The 20,820-nt window shown below is 64.2% G+C and carries 21 protein-coding genes and 1 pseudogene; 3 read left to right on the forward strand and 19 right to left on the reverse strand.

The window, feature by feature from the left end; translation table 11 throughout:
- Positions 1-5: 5 nt before the first annotated feature.
- The 11 genes from trbF to VHO05_RS05480 form a co-directional block, all read right to left on the reverse strand.
- Positions 6-695 (reverse strand): conjugal transfer protein TrbF, encoded by a 690-nt coding sequence (gene trbF / locus VHO05_RS05430; RefSeq protein WP_018426312.1) that lies wholly within the window; start codon positions 693-695, stop codon positions 6-8.
- A complete protein-coding gene (gene trbL / locus VHO05_RS05435; protein WP_112330128.1) occupies positions 692-2,050 on the reverse strand; it encodes a P-type conjugative transfer protein TrbL in 1,359 nt (452 codons plus the stop codon). Before trbL ends, trbF begins: the two co-directional genes overlap by 4 nt.
- A gap of 2 nt (positions 2,051-2,052) precedes the next feature.
- The gene (trbK-alt, locus tag VHO05_RS05440) at positions 2,053-2,319 is read right to left on the reverse strand and encodes a putative entry exclusion protein TrbK-alt (RefSeq protein ID WP_034115574.1); all 267 of its coding nucleotides are present in this window, start codon (positions 2,317-2,319) and stop codon (positions 2,053-2,055) included.
- A 14-nt stretch (positions 2,320-2,333) separates the two neighbouring features.
- Positions 2,334-3,110, reverse strand: a complete 777-nt coding sequence (gene trbJ, locus VHO05_RS05445; RefSeq protein WP_034115573.1) for a P-type conjugative transfer protein TrbJ — start codon at positions 3,108-3,110, stop codon at positions 2,334-2,336.
- Positions 3,107-5,599 carry a conjugal transfer protein TrbE gene (gene trbE, locus VHO05_RS05450; RefSeq protein ID WP_034115572.1) on the reverse strand — a complete coding sequence of 831 codons (2,493 nt, stop codon included), beginning with the start codon at positions 5,597-5,599 and terminating at the stop codon, positions 3,107-3,109. The genes trbJ and trbE overlap by 4 nt, the downstream gene beginning before the upstream one ends.
- A 10-nt stretch (positions 5,600-5,609) precedes the next feature.
- On the reverse strand, positions 5,610-5,891 hold the full coding sequence (locus VHO05_RS05455; RefSeq protein WP_112330129.1) for a VirB3 family type IV secretion system protein: 282 nt from the start codon (positions 5,889-5,891) through the stop codon (positions 5,610-5,612).
- On the reverse strand, positions 5,891-6,223 hold the full coding sequence (locus VHO05_RS05460) for a TrbC/VirB2 family protein (protein WP_034115570.1): 333 nt from the start codon (positions 6,221-6,223) through the stop codon (positions 5,891-5,893). The genes VHO05_RS05455 and VHO05_RS05460 overlap by 1 nt, the downstream gene beginning before the upstream one ends.
- Positions 6,220-7,215: a P-type conjugative transfer ATPase TrbB gene (gene trbB, locus VHO05_RS05465; RefSeq protein WP_034115569.1), complete on the reverse strand. Its 996-nt coding sequence runs from the start codon at positions 7,213-7,215 to the stop codon at positions 6,220-6,222. The genes VHO05_RS05460 and trbB overlap by 4 nt, the downstream gene beginning before the upstream one ends.
- A 147-nt stretch (positions 7,216-7,362) precedes the next feature.
- Complete coding sequence (locus tag VHO05_RS05470; RefSeq protein ID WP_024353496.1) at positions 7,363-7,842, reverse strand: hypothetical protein; 480 nt, start codon at positions 7,840-7,842, stop codon at positions 7,363-7,365.
- 10 nt (positions 7,843-7,852) lie between these two features.
- A complete protein-coding gene (locus VHO05_RS05475; protein ID WP_329645594.1) occupies positions 7,853-9,838 on the reverse strand; it encodes a conjugal transfer protein TraG in 1,986 nt (661 codons plus the stop codon).
- 125 nt (positions 9,839-9,963) lie between these two features.
- Positions 9,964-10,944: a LysR family transcriptional regulator gene (locus VHO05_RS05480; RefSeq protein WP_112330130.1), complete on the reverse strand. Its 981-nt coding sequence runs from the start codon at positions 10,942-10,944 to the stop codon at positions 9,964-9,966.
- Between the two features lie 178 nt (positions 10,945-11,122).
- Here VHO05_RS05480 and VHO05_RS05485 point away from each other — a divergent pair, with 178 nt between their 5' ends.
- Together VHO05_RS05485 and fabF are read left to right on the forward strand one after the other, a co-directional pair.
- Positions 11,123-11,632 (forward strand): winged helix-turn-helix transcriptional regulator, encoded by a 510-nt coding sequence (locus VHO05_RS05485; RefSeq protein ID WP_034115566.1) that lies wholly within the window; start codon positions 11,123-11,125, stop codon positions 11,630-11,632.
- 4 nt (positions 11,633-11,636) lie between these two features.
- The gene (fabF, locus tag VHO05_RS05490) at positions 11,637-12,899 is read left to right on the forward strand and encodes a beta-ketoacyl-ACP synthase II (RefSeq protein ID WP_026226846.1); all 1,263 of its coding nucleotides are present in this window, start codon (positions 11,637-11,639) and stop codon (positions 12,897-12,899) included.
- Between the two features lie 34 nt (positions 12,900-12,933).
- Here fabF and VHO05_RS05495 read toward each other — a convergent pair whose 3' ends face one another.
- Together VHO05_RS05495 and tet(G) are read right to left on the reverse strand one after the other, a co-directional pair.
- Complete coding sequence (locus tag VHO05_RS05495) at positions 12,934-13,851, reverse strand: LysR family transcriptional regulator (protein ID WP_018426325.1); 918 nt, start codon at positions 13,849-13,851, stop codon at positions 12,934-12,936.
- A gap of 89 nt (positions 13,852-13,940) precedes the next feature.
- Positions 13,941-15,116, reverse strand: a complete 1,176-nt coding sequence (tet(G), locus tag VHO05_RS05500) for a tetracycline efflux MFS transporter Tet(G) (protein ID WP_018426326.1) — start codon at positions 15,114-15,116, stop codon at positions 13,941-13,943.
- 104 nt (positions 15,117-15,220) lie between these two features.
- Here tet(G) and tetR(G) point away from each other — a divergent pair, with 104 nt between their 5' ends.
- A complete protein-coding gene (tetR(G), locus tag VHO05_RS05505) occupies positions 15,221-15,847 on the forward strand; it encodes a tetracycline resistance transcriptional repressor TetR(G) (protein WP_018426327.1) in 627 nt (208 codons plus the stop codon).
- Here the strand turns inward: tetR(G) and VHO05_RS20210 are convergent.
- From VHO05_RS20210 to VHO05_RS05530, 6 genes and pseudogenes are all read right to left on the reverse strand, one after another.
- A complete protein-coding gene (locus VHO05_RS20210) occupies positions 15,844-17,076 on the reverse strand; it encodes a DUF3363 domain-containing protein (protein ID WP_268902677.1) in 1,233 nt (410 codons plus the stop codon). The genes tetR(G) and VHO05_RS20210 overlap by 4 nt on opposite strands.
- A gap of 180 nt (positions 17,077-17,256) precedes the next feature.
- Positions 17,257-17,751 (reverse strand): annotated as a pseudogene (locus tag VHO05_RS20215) (relaxase/mobilization nuclease domain-containing protein); the annotation flags it as partial.
- A gap of 460 nt (positions 17,752-18,211) precedes the next feature.
- Positions 18,212-19,144 (reverse strand): lytic transglycosylase domain-containing protein, encoded by a 933-nt coding sequence (locus VHO05_RS05515; RefSeq protein WP_052229610.1) that lies wholly within the window; start codon positions 19,142-19,144, stop codon positions 18,212-18,214.
- Positions 19,141-19,476 (reverse strand): DUF736 domain-containing protein, encoded by a 336-nt coding sequence (locus VHO05_RS05520; protein WP_018426330.1) that lies wholly within the window; start codon positions 19,474-19,476, stop codon positions 19,141-19,143. Before VHO05_RS05520 ends, VHO05_RS05515 begins: the two co-directional genes overlap by 4 nt.
- A 36-nt stretch (positions 19,477-19,512) precedes the next feature.
- Positions 19,513-20,058 (reverse strand): S26 family signal peptidase, encoded by a 546-nt coding sequence (locus VHO05_RS05525; protein WP_018426331.1) that lies wholly within the window; start codon positions 20,056-20,058, stop codon positions 19,513-19,515.
- Positions 20,055-20,573 (reverse strand): DUF2840 domain-containing protein, encoded by a 519-nt coding sequence (locus tag VHO05_RS05530; protein WP_018426332.1) that lies wholly within the window; start codon positions 20,571-20,573, stop codon positions 20,055-20,057. Before VHO05_RS05530 ends, VHO05_RS05525 begins: the two co-directional genes overlap by 4 nt.
- Positions 20,574-20,820: the final 247 nt, after the last annotated feature.

Genomic DNA, 20,820 nt, shown 5'->3' on the forward strand with positions numbered 1-20,820 from the left:
AGTTTTCATTGGCTCATCTCCCGCGACCACGAAATTGCATTGACGTAGATGCCAAGAGGATTGGCGCGCAGTCGCTCGGCATCGCGCGGGGTCTGGATCACGATGGTCAGGATGGCGGTCCATCGTTCGGTCGTGGAGAGCTGGCTGTTCTCGTAGTGCCGCTCCACCCACGACACGCGGAAGGAATCCGGCGATGCCCGGATGACCGATGACACTTCGATGGCGACCTGTTGGCGGCCAACCTTGGTGAAGGGGTCATTGGCGCGGGCGTAGTCGTTCAATGCCGCCGCGCCGCGATCCGTGGTCCACTCATAGGCGCGAAGCCAGTTCTGGCGGACAATGATCGCGTCGGCCGGGATCGCGCGGACCTGCTCGATGAATCGGCCGAGATGGAAAGCAATCTGCGGATCGGTCGGCCGATAGTCGGCATTGGCGGGCGCGACGGTCTGCGCCTGACCGAGATCATCGACTTGCACTACCCACGGCACCACGGTCCCGCGTGCAGACTGCCAGACCAGCGCCGAGGCGAAGCCCGCCGACAGGATCAGGGAACCAAAGGCCATGAGCCGCCAGTTTCTCGCCTGCACGCGGGCCGAGCCGATACGCTCGTCCCACGCCTGCGCGGCCTTCTGATAGGGCGTCTCGGGTTCTGGCGATTTGCCGTAATGGGTGGCTGGTCGTTTGAATATGCTCATGTGCGGTCACTTTCGGAAAGGTTGATGGAAGAACCGGAGCCGTGGCTGTCGCCGGAGCGCACCGCATGGGCGGCCATGGTGGTGCCGTGGTTCATGGCCTGCGAGCGCCGCATCTGTTGCGCCCACGCGGGAGCGGTGCCGGCCGATGCGGATGATGTGGCGGGGGCGGTGCTCCCGCCGCTGACCGTGCCTGCGGTGGATGAGCCGCCGGTCACACCGAAGGCGGCGCGTGCGCCACCGGAAAAGCTGGATTTGACGCTTTCGGTGGCTTTCGAGACGGCGCGCTTCAAGGGAGAGACGGCGGCCGAGCCTGCGGCGCGGGCAACACCGCCAAGGCCGGAAGCGACACCGGCCGCGCCGGACTGGCCGAGCGCGCCGACGCTATAGGCTGCGGTTGCCGCGCCCGCGGCCGTCGCCCCGCCGCGGACGGCAGCGGCCCCGCCGGACAGCGCAGCAGCACCACCCTTGGCGGCGAGCATGGCCCCGCCGCCAGCGGCGACGCCTGCACCTGCGACCGCAAGCCCGGTTCCCACGGCTGCGCCCGCGCCGAGCTGCGGGCCGCCCGAGACGATGCCGTTTGCTATGCCGGGGCCGAAAATGCCGAGGCCGAGCAGCGACAGAGCGGCGAGCACAATCGCCATGGCGTCGTCGATGGTCGGCGTCGCCCCGCCGAAACCGGCCGTGAATTGCGAGAACAGGGTGCTGCCGATGCCGATGATGACGGCGAGCACCAGAACCTTGATGCCGGACGACACCACGTTGCCGAGCACCTTTTCGGCCATGAAGGCGGTCTTGCCGAAAAGGCCGAAGGGGATCAGCACGAACCCCGCTAAGGTGGTCAGCTTGAACTCGATCAGCGTCACGAAAAGCTGGATGGCGAGGATGAAGAAGGCCAGCACCACCAGCGCCCATGCGAACAGCAGGCACGCGATCTGGATGAAGTTCTCGAAGAACGCGATCCAGCCCATCAGGTCGGAAATGGAGTCGAGCAGCGGACGGCCGGCGTCGAGGCCGGTCTGCGCCACGCGACCCGGCCGCATAAGGTCGGCAACGGAAAAGCTCGTCCCCGATGCCATGAGGCCGAGGCCGGCGAAACTCTCGAAGACGATGCGGGCGAGGTTGTTCCAATTGCCGATGATGTAGGCGAAGACGCCGATGAACAGCGTCTTTTTGACCAGCCGCGCGATAATGTCGTCATCCGCGCCCCATGCCCAAAAGAGCGCGGCGAGCGTCACGTCGATGACGATCAGCGTTGTGGCGATGAAGGCGACCTCGCCGCCGAGCAGCCCAAAACCACTGTCGATGTAGGAGGTGAAGACTCCGAGGAAATTGTCGATGACGCCCGTGTTGCCCATGGTCAGCGCGCCTCGCTGCGGTCACGGCCGAGGAAGCGGTCGCGGGATTCAGCCCAAGCGGCGAGGCAGTCGGCATCGCTTGCGGCGGCCTCGCCGAGCTGCTGGCAACGGCGCAGGCTGTCGCGCAGGGGATCGGGCGGCGGCTGGAGGGCCGAGGCCGGGGGCGGCGCGGAAGGTTCATCCTTCCGCGCCATGTCGATTGCGGTCGCCGTGACGGCGATAGCGATGAACACAACGGCCGCAAGCCGCGCCAGCATCTTGCCGTCCATGGCGAGCCTCCCGGTCAGTTGTTGCCGTTGTTGAACATCTGCGCATTGCCCGGCTGATAACCGCTGCCCGGCGTCAGGAACCGTTCGCGCTGGATGCGGCCCTGCTCGGCGGCGGTCGCGCGCTCCGCTTCTGTCAGCGCATCGGCGCGGCCGTTCGCCGAGATGACCGCGATCAGGTCGGAAAGCTGCTGCGACTGGAGGGCAAGAAGCTGGTTGCCGGCCTGCGTGGCTTGCAGCGCCCCGGTCGCGCCCTGACTCTGGCCGACCAGCGCGGCCATCTCGGCGCGGTTGGTGTCGATATTGCCGACCGCGCCCGCCTGCACGCGCATAGCGTCCTGCAAACCGCCGACCGTGTTCTCCCAGCGGCCGCGCGCGTCGGCGACAAGCTGAGCGTCGGTCGCCGATAGCGAGACATTGCCATATTGCTGCTGGAACGCTTGGTCGATCTGCCCGACCTCGAAAGCGATGTTCTGCGCTTGGCCGAGAAGCTGCTGCGTGCGCTGGACGTTCTGCTGGAGCTGCTGGAGCGACGAATACGGCAGGCTCGCCAGATTACGGGCCTGATTGATGAGCATCTGCGCCTCATTCTGGAGGCTGGTGATCTGGTTATTGATCTGTTCGAGCGTGCGCGCTGCCGTGAGCACGTTCTGCGCATAGTTGCTCGGGTCATAGACGATGCGGCCGAAGCCGAATTGCGCATGGGCCGGGCTTGCCAGCATGGGCGAAAGCGCGACGGGCACGGCGAGCGCCAGCGCGAGGGCCGAGGCCCCGACGATTTTTGGATAGGTCATGGAAGAATCTCCTGTGTGGGGTCGGTATCGAGCCGGGCCGGCACGGCGGATTCCGGCCGGTCGGCAAGATTGGTGAGGTTGGGGATCAGTTCGGCAGCCCAATCGACGCCGCGCTCACGCAGCCATGCGGCGAGGAAGCCGTCGCGACCGTGTTCGGCGACGATCTGCGCAATGAGCGTCTGGTCGGATTTGGCGGATGCGGCGCAGAGGGCGAGGCCGACTTCGGACAGGCCAAGCTCGAACAGGCGATTGCCCCTGCGGCTTTGGCAGTAGTAATCCCGCTTGGGCGTGGCCCGTGCGAGGATTTCGATCTGCCTGTCATTGAGTCCGAAACGGCGATAAATGGCCGTGATCTGCGGCTCGATGGCCCGCTCGTTCGGCAGCAGGAGCCGCGTCGGGCAGCTCTCGATAATCGCGGGCGCGATGTTGCTGCCGTCGATGTCGGAAAGGCTTTGCGTGGCGAAGATGACGCTGGCGTTTTTCTTGCGCAGCGTTTTCAGCCATTCGCGGAGCTGGCCGGCGAAACCCTCGTCGTCCAGCGCAAGCCAACCCTCGTCGATGATGAGCAGCGTCGGCCGCCCGTCGAGTCGGTCGCCGATGCGATGGAACAGATAGGCGAGCACGGCCGGGGCCGCGCCGGTCCCGACAAGGCCCTCGATCTCGAACGCCTGCACGTCCGCCGATCCCAAATGCTCTGTCTCGGCGTCGAGCAGCCGGCCATAGGCACCGCCGACGCAGAACGGCCGGAGCGCCTGTTTCAGATCGTTGGATTGCAGCAGCACCGCAAGGCCGGTGATGGTGCGTTCCTCGACCGGGGCCGAGGCGAGCGAAGTCAGCGCCGTCCAAAGATATTCCTTGACCTCGGGCGTGATGGCGATGCCTTCGCGCATGAGGATGGCGGCAATCCAGTCCGCCGCCCATGCGCGCTCATAGGTGTCGTGGATGCGGGCAAGCGGCTGGAGCGAAACGGACGCCTCGTCCCCTTCTGTCAGCCCGCCGCCAAGGTCGTGCCAGTCACCGCCCATGGCGAGCGCGGCGGCGCGGATGCTGCCGCCGAAGTCGAAGGCGAAGACCTGCGATCTCGCATAGCGCCGGAACTGCAAGGCCATGAGGGCAAGCAACACGGATTTGCCCGCGCCCGTGGGGCCGACGACAAGGGTGTGGCCTACGTCGCCGACATGGAGACTTAGCCGGAACGGGGTTGAGCCTTCAGTCTTTCCAAAGAGCAAAGGGGGCGCACCGAAATGCTCGTCCCGTTCCGGCCCCGCCCACACCGCCGAAAGCGGGATCATGTGGGCGAGATTCAAAGTGCTGATAGGCGGCTGGCGGACATTCGCGTAGGCGTGTCCGGGGAGGCTGCCGAGCCATGCGTCAACCGCGTTGACGCTCTCGGGCATGGCGGTGAAGTCGCGGCCCTGAATGATCTTCTCGACCAGGCGCAGCTTCTCTTGCGCCACGCGCGGGTCGGCATCCCATACGGTGACGGTCGCCGTGACGTAGGCCATGCCCGCCACGTCCGCCCCAAGCTCCTGCAACGCCATGTCGGCGTCGAGCGCCTTGTTCGCGGCATCGGTGTCCACAAGGGCGGACGCCTCGTTGGTCATCACCTCTTTCAGAATCGCGGCGACGCTCTTGCGCTTGGCGAACCATTGGCGACGGATGCGGGTCAGCAGCCGGGTCGCATCGGTCTTGTCGAGCAGGATCGCGCGCGTGCTCCACCTGTAGGGGAACGGCAGCCGGTTCATTTCATCGAGCAGGCCGGGCGTCGTCGCGGTCGGAAATCCCACGATGGTCAGAACGCGCAGATGCGCGTCGCCAAGGCGCGGCTCCAGCCCGCCGGTCAACGGCTGGTCGGCGAGCAGCGCGTCGAGGTGCATGGGCACCTCGGGCACGCGCACACGATGCCGGTTCGTCGAGATGGTGGAATGGAGATAGGTCAGCGTCGCGCCGTCATCCATCCAACGGCACTCGGGCATGAAGCCGTCGAGCAAGGCCAGCACGCGGTCGGTGCGGTCGATGAAGCCGCGCAGGACTTCCCACGGGTCCATACCCGTTTTCTCTCGGCCCTCGTAGAGCCAGCTTTCCGCCCGCGCCGCTTCCTCGGCGGGTGGTAGCCAGAGGAAGGTGAGGAAATAGCCGGACACGAAATGCGCGTCCGCTTCCTCGAAACCGGCCTTGCGCTCGGCATCGACCAGCGCCGACGCGGGATCGGGAAACATGCTGTCGGGATAGGTCGCCGCCTCGCTGCGCTGCGCCTCGACGAAGATGCTCCAGCCGGAGCCGAGGCGGCGCACGGCGTTGTTGATGCGGCCGGCGACGGCGACCAGCTCGGCCGCGACGGCGGAATCCAGATCAGGACCGCGAAACTTCGCCGTTCTCTGAAAACTCCCGTCCTTGTTCAAGACGACGCCGGAACCGACCAGCGCGGCCCATGGCAGATAGTCGGCGAGCCGGGTGGCGGTGCGGCGGTATTCAGCAAGGTTCATCATGGCCGCGCCCTCACACCGCCAGAAAAGCCGGGATGCGGAGATGCCGTCGCCCGACCTCGACGAATTGGGAATCGCGCTTCGCCGCCCATACGGCCGCGAAATGGCCGATGGCCCATATGGCGAGGCCGACCAGCCAAAGACGCAGGCCAAGGCCCACGGCCCCGGCCAGCGTCCCGTTCATGATGGCGATGGCGCGCGGAGCGCCGCCGAGCAGGATATGCTCGGTCAGCGCCCGATGGACCGGGACCGTGAATCCCGGCACCGCGTCGAGCTGTTCGAGGCCGCCCGCCATCAGATGAGCGCCCCGCCGCCGAACGAGAAGAACGACAGGAAAAAGCTCGACGCCGCGAAGGCGATGGACAGGCCGAATACGATCTGGATCAGACGACGGAAGCCACCGCTGGTATCGCCGAACGCAAGGGTCAGGCCGGTCACGATGATGATGATGACGGCGATGATCTTGGCGACCGGCCCCTCGATGGACTGGAGGATTTGCTGCAAGGGCTGTTCCCATGGCATCGACGAACCGGACGCATGGGCGGCCGGGGCGAGCATGAGACTGATGGCAAGGGCGGATGCGGCGGTCGCCATAGTGCGATAGCCGCGCGAAATCGTGCGGATCATGAAGATTCTCCTGTGCTGGTGGGGATTGCCAAAGGGATGGGATGCGTGATGCGATAGTCGCCGTCCGGCCCCAGCCCTTCGACGCGGGCAAGCTCGGCAAGCCGGCGCGCGGAACCGCGCCCGGAAAGGACGGCAACAAGGTCGATAGTCTCGGCGATCAGGGCGCGCGGGACGGTAACGACAGCCTCTTGGATGAGCTGTTCAAGACGGCGCAGCGCGCCGATGCCGGTGCCGGCGTGAATGGTGCCGATCCCGCCCGGATGGCCGGTGCCCCACGCTTTGAGCAGGTCGAGGGCTTCGGAGCCGCGCACCTCGCCGATGGGGATGCGGTCGGGGCGCAGGCGCAGCGAGGACCGCACAAGGTCCGACAGGCTGGCGACGCCATCCTTCGTCCGCATGGCGACAAGGTTGGGCGCGGCGCATTGCAGCTCGCGCGTGTCCTCGATGATGACGACGCGATCCGCCGTCTTCGCCACCTCGGCGAGCAGCGCATTGGTCAGCGTGGTCTTGCCGGTGCTGGTGCCGCCCGCCACGAGGATGTTTGCGCGGGAGGAAACGGCCGCGCGTAACGTCGCGGCCTGATCGGTGGACATGATCCCCGCCGCCACATAGTCGTCGAGGCTGAACACGGCGACGGCGGGCTTGCGGATTGCGAAGGTCGGGGCGGCGACCACGGGTGGCAGCAGGCCCTCGAATCTTTCGCCAGACTCCGGCAACTCGGCCGAGACGCGCGGGCTGCGGGTATGAACCTCCGCGCCGACATGATGCGCGACCAGCCGAACGATGCGTTCGCCATCGGCGGCGGACAGGCGCTCGCCCGTGTCGGAAAGCCCTTCGGACAGGCGGTCGATCCACAACCGCCCGTCCGGGTTCAACATCACCTCGACCACGGCCGGGTCTTCGAGCAGCCGGGCAATGGCGGGGCCGAGCGCGGTGCGCAACATGCGTGCGCCGCGCGCAATGGCTTCCGGTCTTTGGTGGTTGGTGGTCATGTCGGCCCCGGCTTCTTGCGGGGACGCGACAGGCCATCCCCGGATCGGGGTCGATTAAGAGAGGCCGAAATCTGGCCGGTTCAACAAGTATCTAGCTGCGTGCGGTGATCGGCGGCGAACGGCGGTAAATAGGATGGGTCCGAATACTTACTCTTGATCGCCGTTGCTCTCGGACTCGTCCGGCAACGGATCGTCGGGAAGTGAGTCGAGGTCACGCGACAGCTCTTTGAGGAACCTGTCGCCCGTCGCCAGACGCCGGCCGAGATTCTGCATGAAGCCCTCAAACCGCTCCGCGCCTTTGGCGCGGGCAGCGGATTGTGCGGCTCCCGTAAGCGGCGGCGTGAGGGTCATCCAGAAATGGATGAACTGCGCGACCGCCTCGCCAAGGACGGCGAGGTCTAGGTCGAGCGTGTCGATCTGGCGGCCGAGCTTGTCCAAGCGGCGCGACATGGCGGCTTCAAGCTGGTCGGCGGAATCGCCGGACAGGTAGGACATGACCGCCGCCTCAACGATGGCGGATTTCGAGACATTGCGGCGCAGCGCCACCGAGCGGCGCAGCGCCATCGCCTCGATCTGTGGAATGAGCGCGGGGTCGAAATAGAGATTCAGGCGGGTTCTGGTTGCCATGGGCGTATCCTCAAAGGTCGATTCCATCATCGGGGTTCATCGCCACCTGCCGCGCCACCATCCTCATGCGCTGGCGCATGGCGCGGGCCTTGGCCGCGTCAACGTCCGGCTCGTCGTCCAGAAACTCGAACTCCTGTTCGGGGGATGGCGGCGGGGCGACGATTTCCTCATGCTCGGGCAATTCCGGCTCGCGGCGGATGCCCGCATTGGCCGGATCACCTTCGGCCTCGCTTCCGCACGTCGCGGAACGGCTTTCCGCCGCGACCACGCGGCCGGACCAATCATCGGCGGATGGGCTGGGCGCCAGCGGAGCGGCGACCAGATCGGGCGGGGTCAGGATGCGTTCCTGCAATCGCGCATCCTCGAAATAGCGCGCCTTGATGGCGCGGATCGGCGGCGTGCCCGCGACCATGACGATTTCGTCGGTGGGTGGAAGCTGCATGATTTCGCCCGGCGTGAGCAGCGGCCGGGCCGTCTCCTGCCGCGACACCATCAAGTGACCTAACCACGGGGCTAGGCGGTGCCCTGCGTAGTTGGTGGAGTCGCGCAGCTCGGTCGCCGTGCCTAATGCGTCTGAAACACGCTTCGCCGTCCTTTCGTCGTTCGTGGCGAAGCTGACGCGGACGTGGCAGTTGTCGAGGATCGCGTTGTTCGGGCCATAGGCGCGCTCGATTTGATTGAGGCTCTGCGCAATCAGAAAGCCTTTGATGCCGTAACCCGCCATGAAGGCGAGCGCCGATTCAAAGAAGTCGAGCCGGCCAAGCGCCGGAAACTCGTCCAGCATCAACAGCAACCGATGCCGCTTGCCGGAGGTGGTCAATTCCTCCGTTAACCGCCTGCCGATCTGGTTGAGGATCAGGCGGATAAGCGGCTTGGTGCGGTTTATGTCGGACGGCGGCACGACCAGATAGAGCGTGACGGGCTGGCGGCTGCCGACCAGATCGGCAATGCGCCAATCGCATCGCGCCGTCACCCGCGCCACCACGGGATCGCGGTAGAGGCCGAGAAACGACATGGCGGTGCTCAATACGCCCGACCGTTCGTTCTCGGATTTGTTCAGCAGTTCGCGGGCCGACGACGCGATGACGGGATGAACGCCGGCCTCGCCAAGATGCGGCGTATCCATCATGGCACGCAAGGTCGCCTCGACCGGACGGCGGGGATCGGACAGGAAGTTGGCGACGCCCGCCAAGGTCTTGTCCTTCTCCGCATAGAGAACATGCAGGATCGCGCCGACCAGCAGCGAATGGCTGGTCTTTTCCCAATGGTTGCGCTTGTCGAGACTGCCTTCGGGATCGACCAGAATATCCGCGATGTTCTGCACGTCGCGGACTTCCCATTCCCCCTGCCGCACTTCGAGCAGCGGATTGTAGGCGGACGATCTGGCGTTCGTGGGATCGAACAGCAGGACGCGGCCATGCTTCGCGCGGAAGCCGGCTGTCAGCGTCCAGTTCTCGCCCTTTATGTCGTGAACGATGGCGGATGCCGGCCATGTCAGCAGCGTCGGCACCACCAGCCCGACACCTTTGCCGCTGCGCGTCGGGGCGAAGCATAGGACATGCTCGGGACCGTCATGGCGCAGATAGTCCCGGTGGTATCGGCCGAGCAGGACGCCATCGGGGCCGAGTAATCCGGCTGCGCGGATTTCCTTGTCCTCGGCCCATCGTGCGGAGCCGTAGGTGGCAACGTTGCGCGCCTCCCGTGCCCGGATGATCGACATGAGGATGGCGGCGGCAATGGCGAGGAAGCCGCCCGATACGGCGATGATGCCGCCCTCGACGAAGATCGTGGGCGCGTAGGCGTCGAACGAAAACCACCACCAGAAGAAGGCCGGCGGGTAGTAGATCGGCAGGCCCGCCAGCTCGAACCATGGATTGCCAAGCTGGGGCTGGAAGCCAAGGCGGAACGCTACCCATTGCGTCGCCGCCCACGTCATCACCAGAACGATGGTGAAGACGACAGCGATCTGACCCCAAACGATTCGGCCTCCGCGCAATGCAGGCTCCAGTCGGCAAAAGAGACGGAGCCGATCAGAGAGTAGGCAAAATCGGGACGGGCAACAGGAAAGACGCTGCCGGAGGGCTGCCGGATACTATCGGCGGCAAATAGGACGGGTTGCCTTCACCGACACCCGGCCGGGTGATCGCCGCTGCGCAACTGGCCGGGCGAATCGCCGAAACGCCTTATATTGTTTGCAAGGTTGAGCAGGTTTTTCAACGCGGCGCTGCGGCTGAATGGCGACCAGACGGCGGTAAAGGCGACCGGCTCTGGCTCATCGGCAAAGGGCAGGAAGACGATGCCGGTTGTTGGCAATAGCGCCGTGGCCGCTCCGGCGAGGGTAATGCCAAAGCCCTGTCCAATCATGGATAACAGAGTGCCGCGCCCCACATCGAAACGCTGGATTGACGGCGAAGGCCAGCGCCCGGCAAAGCGCATCACGATATGATCGTGAACCTGCGGACCGGTGCCACCATGACGAACAAGGAACGTTTCGCCCGTCAGATCGGCCCAAGTAATTGCCTGCTGTCCAGCAAGGCAATGCCCCTCCGGCAATACGGCCATCAATGTTTCGGTCCATATGCGCCGGGAATGGCAGTCCGGCAGTTCGGGCGCACCCGCTACGAACGCCACGTCCAGTCGGTTGGCGCGAAGCTGCATGACCGCATCGCGTGCCGTGCCCTCGGCAATCTCAACCTCGATGCCGGGATGGTCTTCCCGATACTGCCCGATCAGCTCGGCGGGGAAGCTACCCGGAATCAGGGCATGGACACCGATGCGCAAGCGGCCACATTCTCCCGCCGCCGCCACGCCAGCCGTCTTCACCGCATGGTCCAGTTGATCGACGCCTGCCGCTATCCGCTCGACGAAGTGGTGTCCGGCCTCGGTCAGTCGGACGCCGCGCGCGTGACGCTCGAACAGGAGGACGCCAAGGTCTTCTTCCAGCGCCTTCACGCGGGCGCTGACGCTGGATTGCGCTACGCCGAGCGCATTGGCCGCGTGGCGGAAGTTCAGATACTCAGCGACGGCAAGCGTCTGGATCAGCGATGCGAGGGGGATGCGCGAGCCGAGCGTGGTCGGCACGCCCCATGGGCAACCATTCATCGGTGCTGATCGCCGCCGTCGCATCGCTCAAATGCCACTACAGTCCTTCATTGCACGCCGTAGCGGACGCAGTTGCTTGGCTTCCTTAGAATGACGCATTGGATTGCCCCCTCCCTCTATGTCGCCTACTACGCACAAGTGACTTGCATGATGGAAGTTACACCATTATGGATGTGTCATGCAACGAACAAGCTTTCTGTCATTAGAGTGTCCCGCAGCCCGAGCGCTGGAAAGCGTCGGTGACTGGTGGAGCATCCTGATCCTGCGGGACGCCTTCCAAGGGTTGAGCAAATTCGATGAATTCGAGAGGAATCTCGGTATTTCCGCGAACATTTTGGCGAGGCGATTGAAACATCTCACAGCCGAAGGGTTGTTTGAAAGGCAACGATACAATGATCATCCGCCTCGATTTGAATACGTCCTTACCGACAAGGGGCGAGATTTCTATCCGGTAGCAATCGCCCTGTTTGCATGGGGAAACCGGAACCTTGCGCCCAATGAAATAGCCATGCGCCTTGGCGACAGAGCAACCGGTAGGGAACGAAACGCCATCATAGTCGATGCGGATACTGGAGAAAAAATCACTCCTGAAAACACGGTTCTTCTAGCAGGCCCAGCGGCAACGGAAGAAACGATGCGCGTCATAAACCGCGTGAAGCGGATAAGCTCAGAAAAAGGAGCGGAATAATCCAATGCGTCGAATTGTTGTGACCGGCATGGGTTTAGTCGGCCCCCTTGGTTCCGGGGCTGAAATAAGCTGGAAAAGACTCCTTGACGGGAAATCGGGAATTAGGAGTTTGCCCGATGAAATCTCCAACGATCTGCCGGTGAAAATCGGGGGAATCGTTCCTAGCCAGATTGAAGATTCCGAAGCCGGTTTCGATCCCGATTTGATCGTTGACGCAAAGGATCAACGAAAAATGGATCGCTTCATTCTGTTTGCACTTGCGGCCGCGAAGGAGGCTCTTGAAACGGCGGGATGGCATCCCACAAGCGACTACGAACGTGAGCGCACGGCGACAATTATCGCCTCTGGTATAGGCGGGTTTCCTGCAATCGCTTCGGCAGTTCGCATAACGGATACACGGGGAGCACGGAGGCTCTCACCCTTTACCGTGCCATCGTTCCTCGCCAACCTCGCGGCAGGACAGGCTACCATTAGGTATGGATTTACAGGCCCAATTGGCACGCCTGTAACCGCCTGCGCTGCCAGCGTTCAGGCCATCGGCGACGCCGCGCGGCTGATACGCTCCAACGAGGCGGATATCGCTCTGTGCGGCGGAGCAGAAGCTTGTATTGACAAGGTTAGTCTCGGGGCATTTGCCGCCGCGCGAGCACTATCCACCGGCTACAATACTACCCCGGAACTGGCGTCGAGGCCGTTCGACACCGAGCGCGATGGTTTCGTAATGTCTGAAGGGGCGGGTCTGATCGTCATAGAAGAATTAGAACATGCCCTCGCTCGGGGTGCCAAGCCCATAGCGGAATTGGTGGGATACGGCACAAGCGCCGATGCACATCATATGACTGCCGGTCCAGAGGACGGCCGAGGCGCGGCCCGTGCGATGGAAATTGCACTCCAGAGTGCCGGGTTGAAGGCAATCGATATTCAACATTTGAACGCTCATTCGACCTCCACCCCCGTAGGAGATCGAGGAGAAATTGCCGCGATAAAATCCGTGTTTGGCAATCATGATGTGGCCGTAAGCGCCACGAAATCGGCGACGGGGCACCTACTTGGTGCCGCAGGTGGTATTGAGGCAATCTTCACGATACTCGCCCTACGGGATCAAATCGCTCCCCCCACGAGAAACTTAGAAAACCCCGATCCTGTTGCCGCAGGTATCGACCTAGTTCACCAATCTGCGCGGCCCATTCTCATGGAACATGCCATTTCCAACGGATTCGGCTTTGGCGGCGTTAATGCAAGTGTCGCTTTCCGGCGATGGCAATAACAGTCCCGGACGGTGCTTCCGCGACCACTTCGGCTCACGCCCTCGCTATCCGTGGCAGTACCGAATTCGTGCAGACCTGCCGGCCCATGTCGTTGGCGAGACTGAGCAGGTTACGAAGCGCCGCGCTGCGGTTGGACGGCGACCAGACAGCCGAGAAGGCGACCGGCTCCGGCTCGTCGGCGAAGGGCAAGAAGACAATGCCGGTTGACGGCAACAGCGCCGTGGCCGCACTGACGATGGTGATACCGAAGCCCTGTCCGACCATGGACAGCAGCGCGCCGCGCCCCACGTCGAAGCGCAGGATCGACGGCGCGGGCCAGAGTCCGGCATGGCGCAGCACGATATGGCTATGAACTTGCGGGCCAGTGCCGCCATGCCGAACAAGAAACGTCTCGCCCGCCAGATCGGCCCATGTAACGGCCGACCGCTCGGCGAACGGATGCCGCTCCGGTAACACCGCCACGAGCGGTTCGGTCCATATGTGGCGGGAATGGCAGTCGGGCAGCTCGGGCGTGCCGGCCACGAACACCACGTCCAGCCGGTCGGCGCGAAGCTGCATGACCGCATCGCGGGCCGTACCTTCGGTCATTTCGACTTCAACGCCGGGGTGGTCTTCGCGGTATTGGCCGATCAGCTTTGCGAGGAAGCTGCGAGGGATCAGGGCATGGATACCGATGCGAAGCCGGCCGCTTTCTCCGGCTGCCGCCATGCCGGCGGTCTTCACCGCATGGTCGAGTTGGTCGATGCCTGCGGCTATCCGCTCGACGAAGTGGCGTCCGGCCTCGGTCAACCGAACACCCCGCGCATGGCGCTCGAACAGAACGATGCCAAGGTCTTCTTCCAGCGCCTTCACGCGGGCGCTGACGCTGGATTGCGCCACGCCGAGCGCATTGGCGGCGTGGCGGAAGTTCAGATATTCGGCGACGGCGAGAGTGTGAACTAAGGTCATCATCGGCACTCGCCCCGAGAGGAGATGATGGCTCAACGGATTTAATCCGTCATTCCTCGTAAGTCTACGCATACCAATTCGCCATGACTCAATCACAATGAAGTTGCGAAAGGTCTGCGTAGTATTGGCAGACATATTAAATAGAGAATCGCGCCGACAATCCAAACCCAACCGTTCCATGCTCCTATGGTAGCAGAATAGAGTGCCGTGAAGCCAAGCGGTCCCGCGATAGAGCTTAGATTGGTGAGGCTTGTAAGCGTTCCCTGTAAAGCTCCTTGCTTGTTACTGCTGACATTGTTTGAGAGCATTGCCTGCAAGGCCGGCATGCCAACACCTCCGGCGGCAAGCAGCAACAAAATCGGGAACACCATCCATCCCTGCGTGGCAAAAGCCAGAAGAATGAAGCCAGTCGCATCCGCAGCCATGCCAAAGAGTAGCGTACGCCGCTCTCCAAGCCGGCCTGAAAGCGGGCCGGTAACAAACGCTTGGAAGATCGCATGTGTTGCTCCAAACGCCGCAAGCGACAAACCAACAGTCGTGGTGTCCCACTGAAAACGGTCCTCGCCATAGATGACCCATAGAGCCGCAGGCACTTGGCCGATCAGTTGAATGATGAAGAAAACTGCGAAAAGCGCAGCTAGCCCGCGCAATGTATCATCCAGCCGGAACAGAACGAATGGTTTGATGCGAACCGGCTTTCCGGTCCCGCCATGGCTGCGATGAGTCTCCTTGAGAAAAATGCAGGCAAGCAGGAACGCGAAGCCGTTGAGAAGGGCAGCGGCGATAAACGGAGTATGGGCAGAAATACCACCGAGCATACCACCAAGTGCTGGCCCGGCAATCATGCCTGCCCCATAACAGGCCCCCATGTAGCCGAACCAGCGTGCGCGAGAACCTTCCCCAGTCGAATCCGCAATGGTTGAGGCAGCTACAGCTCCGGTTGCGCCCGTGATGCCGGAGACGAGCCGGCCGATATAGAGCACCCATAAGACCGGCGCTGATGCCATAATCGTGTAATCGACTGCGGCTCCCGCAAGGGAAGCCAGAAGCACCGGACGCCGACCGTAAGCATCTGAAAATTGTCCAAGCACGGGCGCGAAGATGACCTGCATCAACGCATAGAGTGACAGCAAGGCACCATAGTGACCAGCGACCTGCTCCGCCGGCACAAGCTCGCGCAGAAGCGTCGGAAGGACCGGCATGATGAGGCCGAGTCCCATGGCGTCGAGACTGACGATCAGCAGGGCGATGATGGCAGAGCTGCGCACCTGAAACTCCAGCGCCGCTCAATGCGAGCGACTTTATCAATGATAAGGACATAGACATAGAACTTATCGGTGATAAATTGTCAAGCGTTGGCGAAGGAACGTGAATGACCAAACTGGACAAGGGCACCGTGATCGCAGCGGCGCTGGAGCTGCTGAACGAGGTTGGCATGGACAACCTGACGACGCGAAAGCTCGCTGAACGCCTCAAGGTTCAGCAGCCTGCGCTTTACTGGCATTTCCAGAACAAGCGCGCGCTGCTTGACGCACTGGCCGAGGCAATGCTGACGGAACGCCACACCCGCTCGCTACCCGAAGAGAACGAAGACTGGCGGCTATTCCTGAAAGAGAACGCCCAGAGTTTCAGAACGGCGTTGCTCTATTATCGCGACGGGGCGCGCATCCATGCCGGCACTCGACCGACAGAACCGAATTTTGGCGCTGCCGAGACACAAATACGCTTTCTCTGCGCGGCGGGCTTTGGTCCGAAGCACGCTGTTTGGGCGCTCCGGGCGGTCAGTCACTATGTGGTCGGTTCCGTTCTCGAGCAGCAGGCATCTGATGCCGATGAGAGAGTTCCGGACAGGCCAGATGTGTCCGAGCAAGCACCGTCGTCCTTCCTGCACGATCTGTTTCACGAGTTGGAAACAGACGGCATGGATGCTGCGTTCAACTTCGGACTCAACAGCCTCATCGCGGGTTTCGAGCGGCTGCGTTCATCTACAACAGATTAGAGGCTTATGCCCCTTTGCCGCCCCAACTGCCACGACACCGAACCGCCCTGCATGATACCCGCGACCTCGCGGCCGAGCTGGCGGTCGATGACCGGCCGCCACGGGACAAGCGTGAACTCATGGCTCTTTTCCACCACGGCGAACTTGCCGCTCGTTAGTTGAACAGTCCCGGTGAACTTGCCGCTGACGTTCTCGCCGTCCGTAGCGGCACGGAACGGCAACCCCTTGCCCTCGGCCATCTCCGCGCCGATGCGAGCAACCTCGCGTTCGCGCAGCGTAGCGAGAAGGTTGCGCCGATAGAAGATGCGACCGTCCCGCGCTCGGCTGGCGTCGCGCTGCTCGACATGATGCTCGCGGCGCTGCTCCATCGCCTCGCGCACCTGCTGGCCGAAGCCGGTCGGCGCAGGGCCGGCCGTCTCGCCATGGATCAGCCGCCGGTCCAGCCAGGTCGCGCCGTCCGATCCGATCTGCCTGTCCAGATTGACGGGAGAGACGACGCGAACGCTGGCCTGCCGGTCGCGGCCGGCATCATAGGCGGCGGCGCGGCTCTCGAAATCTTCGGGAATGCGCCACTGGTCGGCGTCGATGCGCTCGACGATTCCGGCGCGGCGTAACGCCTCCAGCCGGCGCACATGAGCATCGACATAGCCCTCGTAGTCGCCGCCCGGAACACGGCCCTCGAATTTCGCCTGCTCCAGATGACGGCTCGGCCGATAGATACCGTCCTCGGCGATGGCGGTGATGGTGCGGTCGGACGGCCGGGGTGCTGCCTCGGCCGGGCCGATCTGGATGACGCTGCCGATGCGGGCGTCCTCCAGCCGCTCGGGCGCGATGCCCGCGATGTGGTGGGTGCGGCCGTCGATCCCGTCCACCACAACGGTCAGGTTCTCCCCCAACTCGTCGGACAGGTGCTTGTCCACGACGCTGCCGATGATGGGCGTCTCGGGCGCTCCGTCATGGATTTGGAAGCTCATGGGATCGCGTTCGCCGCCCTGCGGGCCGAGCGCCTTCTGCATGGTGCGGATAATGTCGCCGCGCTCGCCTAGCTCGCGCAGGGCTGGCTCCATGTCCTTGCTCAATTCCCAAACGGCGGGCGCGTGCTCGGTCGCCAGCCCCATCTTCTCCAGCTTGCCGAGACGGCGCAGGCGTAGCGTCCGCTCGAACTGCCGCCTCGGCTCTGCCGGTTCATGGCGCAAGTCGAGGAAACGGGCATCGGCTTCCTCGGTCATGGCGCGGTCGATCCGGGTGAAACGATCTTGGTCGATTTCGGCCGACAGCTTGCGGGTCTGCTCGATCTCGGTGACGGGGCCGAGTTCCAGACTGGCAAGCTCGCTGGCGCGTTCGCGCAGGCCGGCGGAAAGGTAGTCGCCGTTAATGACTAGATCCACGCCCGTATCGTCGCGGCCGTTGACGATGATATGCACATGAGGATGGCCGGTGTTGTAGTGATTGACGGCAACCCAATCGAGTTTCGTGCCGAGGTCGGCTTCCACCTGTTTCATGAAATCGCGGGTGTAGGCCGTGAGGTCCGATAGCTCCGCGCCGTCCTCGGGCGAGACGATGAATCTGAATTGGTGGCGGTCGTCCTTGCCGCGATCAAGGAAGGCGTCGCCATCGGCGCGGTCCTCGGTCGCCGAATAGAGCCGGCCGCGCTCGCCGACGCGTGAGGTTCCGTCACGCTGGACATAGCGCAGATGCGCGCGGGCACGGCCGCCCTTCCACGCGGCCCTGACGCTGCGCTGCTTGACGATCACGCGGCGGCTGCCCGACTGGCGATGATGCCAATGGCCGGAGATATTGCGAGCGCGCACGAAGCTCGCGCCCCGGCCGCGCTTCACGCCCTTGCCGCTGGCGACCTCGGCACGGGACCGGCCCGGCGATGACGGGCGGGCGGATGACGGCATGGAAGGATCGCGGGAGGCTGCCGCCTGATGCTGCCGGGTGATCTTCTTGACCTGCGTGAAAAAGCTCTTGGTCTTGCCGGCCTTCGGCGTGTCGGATCGGATGCGGCCGGGCTTCGGACGGAAGCGGTTTTCGTCGTCGGCGCTCAAGGATGCGACTCCGGCCAAAACCCCCGGAAACCGGCCGATCTGCGCCTATGGTGCCGCTCGAAACCCAGCAAAGCCAAGGCTTTGCGCAAAATCGCGGCACGCGGCCCCTCAAAACCATGGTGCCGGAACCGGCCACCTAACCAGTGTGCAGACAACAATAATTTCCAGAAGCGGCCCGATATGGTGCCGTCTTCTTTAATCTTGCCCTCCGCCCTTTCTGCCTTTTCTGCCCCTCCTGCCGGGAAGCCTGCCGGGCGAAAACCTGCCCGACTGGACACCGGAATGAGCGCCGCCGAGCGCGGGAACGCCGTCCTCATGGCGTTCCCGAACCGCTCGCGTCGGCGACGAAAATGCTGTCGCCCTGCGGCTCCGCACCGGCAGGATCGCGCGCCGGAACGGTCGCGCGGCCGTCGCCGGATTGTGCGTCGGGCGGCGGCGCGGCGACAGCCCGCGCGTCGCCCGGACGCATGACGAACAGCGGTGCCTCGCGCCAATCGGGCGGCGGTGGCGGTGCCGATGACGGCGGTTCGGTTGCAGCCGCGCCGCCGAGGATCGGCGCTAGCGCGGCGATATACGCCCGCGTTTCGGCCGGCAGCGTGCGGCCGGTCGCAAGGTATTCGTCATAGCGGCCGGGACCGGCATTGTGGGCCGCCAGCATCGCCGCGACATTGCCGTAGCGGTCGAACATTTCGCGCAGATAGGCGGTGCCCGCCAAGATGTTGTCGCGGGGGTCGTAGGGATCGCGGCCGAGGCCATAGCGATCGCGCAGTTCCGCCCATGTCACGGGCATCACCTGCATCAATCCCATTGCCCCGGCCGACGAAATCGCGCGCACGTCGCCCGCGCTCTCGGCGCGCAGCACGGCGCGAATCCAGTGCTCGGGGATGCCGAAACGCTGCGACGCCTCGGCGATGTGCGCCGCGTAAGGATGGGCGGCGGCCGGGCGCTCGACCGGCACGGATTGCGCGACCGCGACGCCCGATCCGGCGCAGACGGAAAGCGCGCCGGCCAGCAGCAGGACGGCATAATGCCATGCCGGCCTGTCTCCGCAACAACGGCAGCCTGCCAGCGTGCTCGCTGCGGTCAAGGGCAAGGCGCAAGCGCCGGCCGATGGCCGCCCCTGACCTTCGCTGCGCGCGCCGGCCGTCTGGTCGCCGAGCGGGACGGAGGGATGAGACGGTTTTTTCGCGAACAAAGGGATGCCGATCTTTGACCGGATGGCGGGCCGGACGCGCGCGGCCGTCATTCCTCATCCTCGATCTTCCGCGCGTGCTTCCAACGCAGGGTCCAGACCGAAGGATCGTCGTTCGACTGGAACAGTTTGGCGCGGATCGGGGACGGGAAGATTGGCCCCTCCAAACGCATCGACACGAACTCGCCAGCGTTCTCGCTGGAGTCTTTCCATGCGGGGCCGGCGTCCGGGCCGTCCTCGCTATCGAGGCGCACGCGATAGTCGGGCGCGTTCTTCACGTCGCTCGGCTTGGCCGGGACGATGAACAGCTTTTCGTGGAGGCCGAACGAATGAAGCTCGCCCGCATAGCCGGTTTCGGTGCGGGTGAAGGTGCCTATCTCTGCCATGGGAAATCTCCTGCGGTTGATTTTCGGGGGGTGGTTTCAGTGGGTCGGCGCGCGCCACTCGTAGCGGCCGACGCCTTCCTCATTGGTCCAGAGCGGGACCGCTCGGCCGATGACGGAAGCTGCGGGGATGGGTCCGAAATACCGGCCGTCGAGGCTGTCGCGGACTTCCCAATTCATGAGGAAAAGCTGGTCGTCGCCGATCACGCGGCAGCCCTGCCAGACGGGCAGATCGCGGCCGAGGCCGTCGCGCTCCAGCGCCTCGCCCATCTCGATCCCGTCCACCGTGATCGTGCGGCCGGTGCGACAAACCTCCTGTCCGGGCAGGCCCAAGACGCGCTTCAAAAGCGGGACGCCTCGCGCGATATAGCCGCGCTCGACCATGAAGGCGGCTAGCGGTTCGGGCGGCATGATGGCGACCAGCTCGGGTACGTCGATCCGGTCGGCCGGCTCGACGGTGTAGAACCCGACTGGCGCGCTGGCCGTGGCGTTCCAGATGAGTTTCACGGGCCAATCGACGGCGCTGGCGGCGGCGATGCCGATGGCGGCGAGCGCCGTCACCGTAAGGGTGCGGCGGCGCGTCATGGCTCGATCCTTCGGCGGTGAAGCCACGCGGCATGTCGCTCGGGCGTGTAGGCGTGCGGCTCCAGATTGGCGGTCAAACGGTTATGGACGTGCCGCCAGTGCTCCGGTGCGGCGTCGGCCGGATCGAGGCCGAGCGATTCCACGGCGTCGATGGCGGCAAAACCGCGCTGCACCTTCGGCCAGCTATCGAGCCGCAACAGGATTTCGCCGCCGGGGCGCACGAACGGCAATGTCTGGAACGGCTCGCCCCGGCCGATGGCGCGCACAATGTCGATGCGCGAAACGACAGTGCCGTGCTCGCCGCTCGCCCATCGCACGAAGGCAAAGACGCTGCCCGGCGCGAAGCCGACGACGCTGCGGCGGCGGTCGATGATCTGCTCGTAGCTCTTGCGGCCGAAGCGTATCCAGTGCTCGACCTTGCGTTTCTCGAAGGTCAGCTCGACCAATGTGGTAAAGGGCGCAGGTCCGTCCGGCAGCGGACGGCCGTGCGCGCTGCGGTGGGCGCGGCGGGTCATTGTGCGTCTCCGGCGATGTGCTGGTGGGGTGCGCGCGCGTGCGCTGCGTCAACGGCGGGCGTCATGGCTCGCCGCTCCCGGCAGAACCGGCACCACGCTTCGCCTTCGCGCGCGTCAAAGAAAAAGAGTTAGCTGGGGTAACTGTTTCTGTTCTCGTCGCGTGTGGAGAAAGCGCCTCTTGCCATACCGTAAACGGTGATCTGGCTGGCTTATGCCGGTCCACCATCAACCGGAATGGAGAGAGACC

The sequence above is a fragment of the Hyphomicrobium sp. genome (assembly GCF_036262015.1).
Taxonomy (GTDB): Bacteria; Pseudomonadota; Alphaproteobacteria; order Rhizobiales; family Hyphomicrobiaceae; genus Hyphomicrobium_C.

Bases quoted from the DNA above. Each gene is read 5' to 3' on its own strand.
- trbF (WP_018426312.1), bottom strand. From the start codon at position 695: ATGAGCATATTCAAACGACCAGCCACCCATTACGGCAAATCGCCAGAA.
- trbL (WP_112330128.1), bottom strand. From the start codon at position 2,050: ATGGGCAACACGGGCGTCATCGACAATTTCCTCGGAGTCTTCACCTCC.
- trbK-alt (WP_034115574.1), bottom strand. From the start codon at position 2,319: ATGGACGGCAAGATGCTGGCGCGGCTTGCGGCCGTTGTGTTCATCGCT.
- trbJ (WP_034115573.1), bottom strand. From the start codon at position 3,110: ATGACCTATCCAAAAATCGTCGGGGCCTCGGCCCTCGCGCTGGCGCTC.
- trbE (WP_034115572.1), bottom strand. From the start codon at position 5,599: ATGATGAACCTTGCTGAATACCGCCGCACCGCCACCCGGCTCGCCGAC.
- VHO05_RS05455 (WP_112330129.1), bottom strand. From the start codon at position 5,891: ATGGCGGGCGGCCTCGAACAGCTCGACGCGGTGCCGGGATTCACGGTC.
- VHO05_RS05460 (WP_034115570.1), bottom strand. From the start codon at position 6,223: ATGATCCGCACGATTTCGCGCGGCTATCGCACTATGGCGACCGCCGCA.
- trbB (WP_034115569.1), bottom strand. From the start codon at position 7,215: ATGACCACCAACCACCAAAGACCGGAAGCCATTGCGCGCGGCGCACGC.
- VHO05_RS05470 (WP_024353496.1), bottom strand. From the start codon at position 7,842: ATGGCAACCAGAACCCGCCTGAATCTCTATTTCGACCCCGCGCTCATT.
- VHO05_RS05480 (WP_112330130.1), bottom strand. From the start codon at position 10,944: ATGAATGGTTGCCCATGGGGCGTGCCGACCACGCTCGGCTCGCGCATC.
- VHO05_RS05485 (WP_034115566.1), top strand. From the start codon at position 11,123: ATGCAACGAACAAGCTTTCTGTCATTAGAGTGTCCCGCAGCCCGAGCG.
- fabF (WP_026226846.1), top strand. From the start codon at position 11,637: ATGCGTCGAATTGTTGTGACCGGCATGGGTTTAGTCGGCCCCCTTGGT.
- VHO05_RS05495 (WP_018426325.1), bottom strand. From the start codon at position 13,851: ATGATGACCTTAGTTCACACTCTCGCCGTCGCCGAATATCTGAACTTC.
- VHO05_RS20210 (WP_268902677.1), bottom strand. From the start codon at position 17,076: ATGACCGAGGAAGCCGATGCCCGTTTCCTCGACTTGCGCCATGAACCG.
- VHO05_RS05515 (WP_052229610.1), bottom strand. From the start codon at position 19,144: ATGACGGCCGCGCGCGTCCGGCCCGCCATCCGGTCAAAGATCGGCATC.
- VHO05_RS05520 (WP_018426330.1), bottom strand. From the start codon at position 19,476: ATGGCAGAGATAGGCACCTTCACCCGCACCGAAACCGGCTATGCGGGC.
- VHO05_RS05525 (WP_018426331.1), bottom strand. From the start codon at position 20,058: ATGACGCGCCGCCGCACCCTTACGGTGACGGCGCTCGCCGCCATCGGC.
- VHO05_RS05530 (WP_018426332.1), bottom strand. From the start codon at position 20,573: ATGACCCGCCGCGCCCACCGCAGCGCGCACGGCCGTCCGCTGCCGGAC.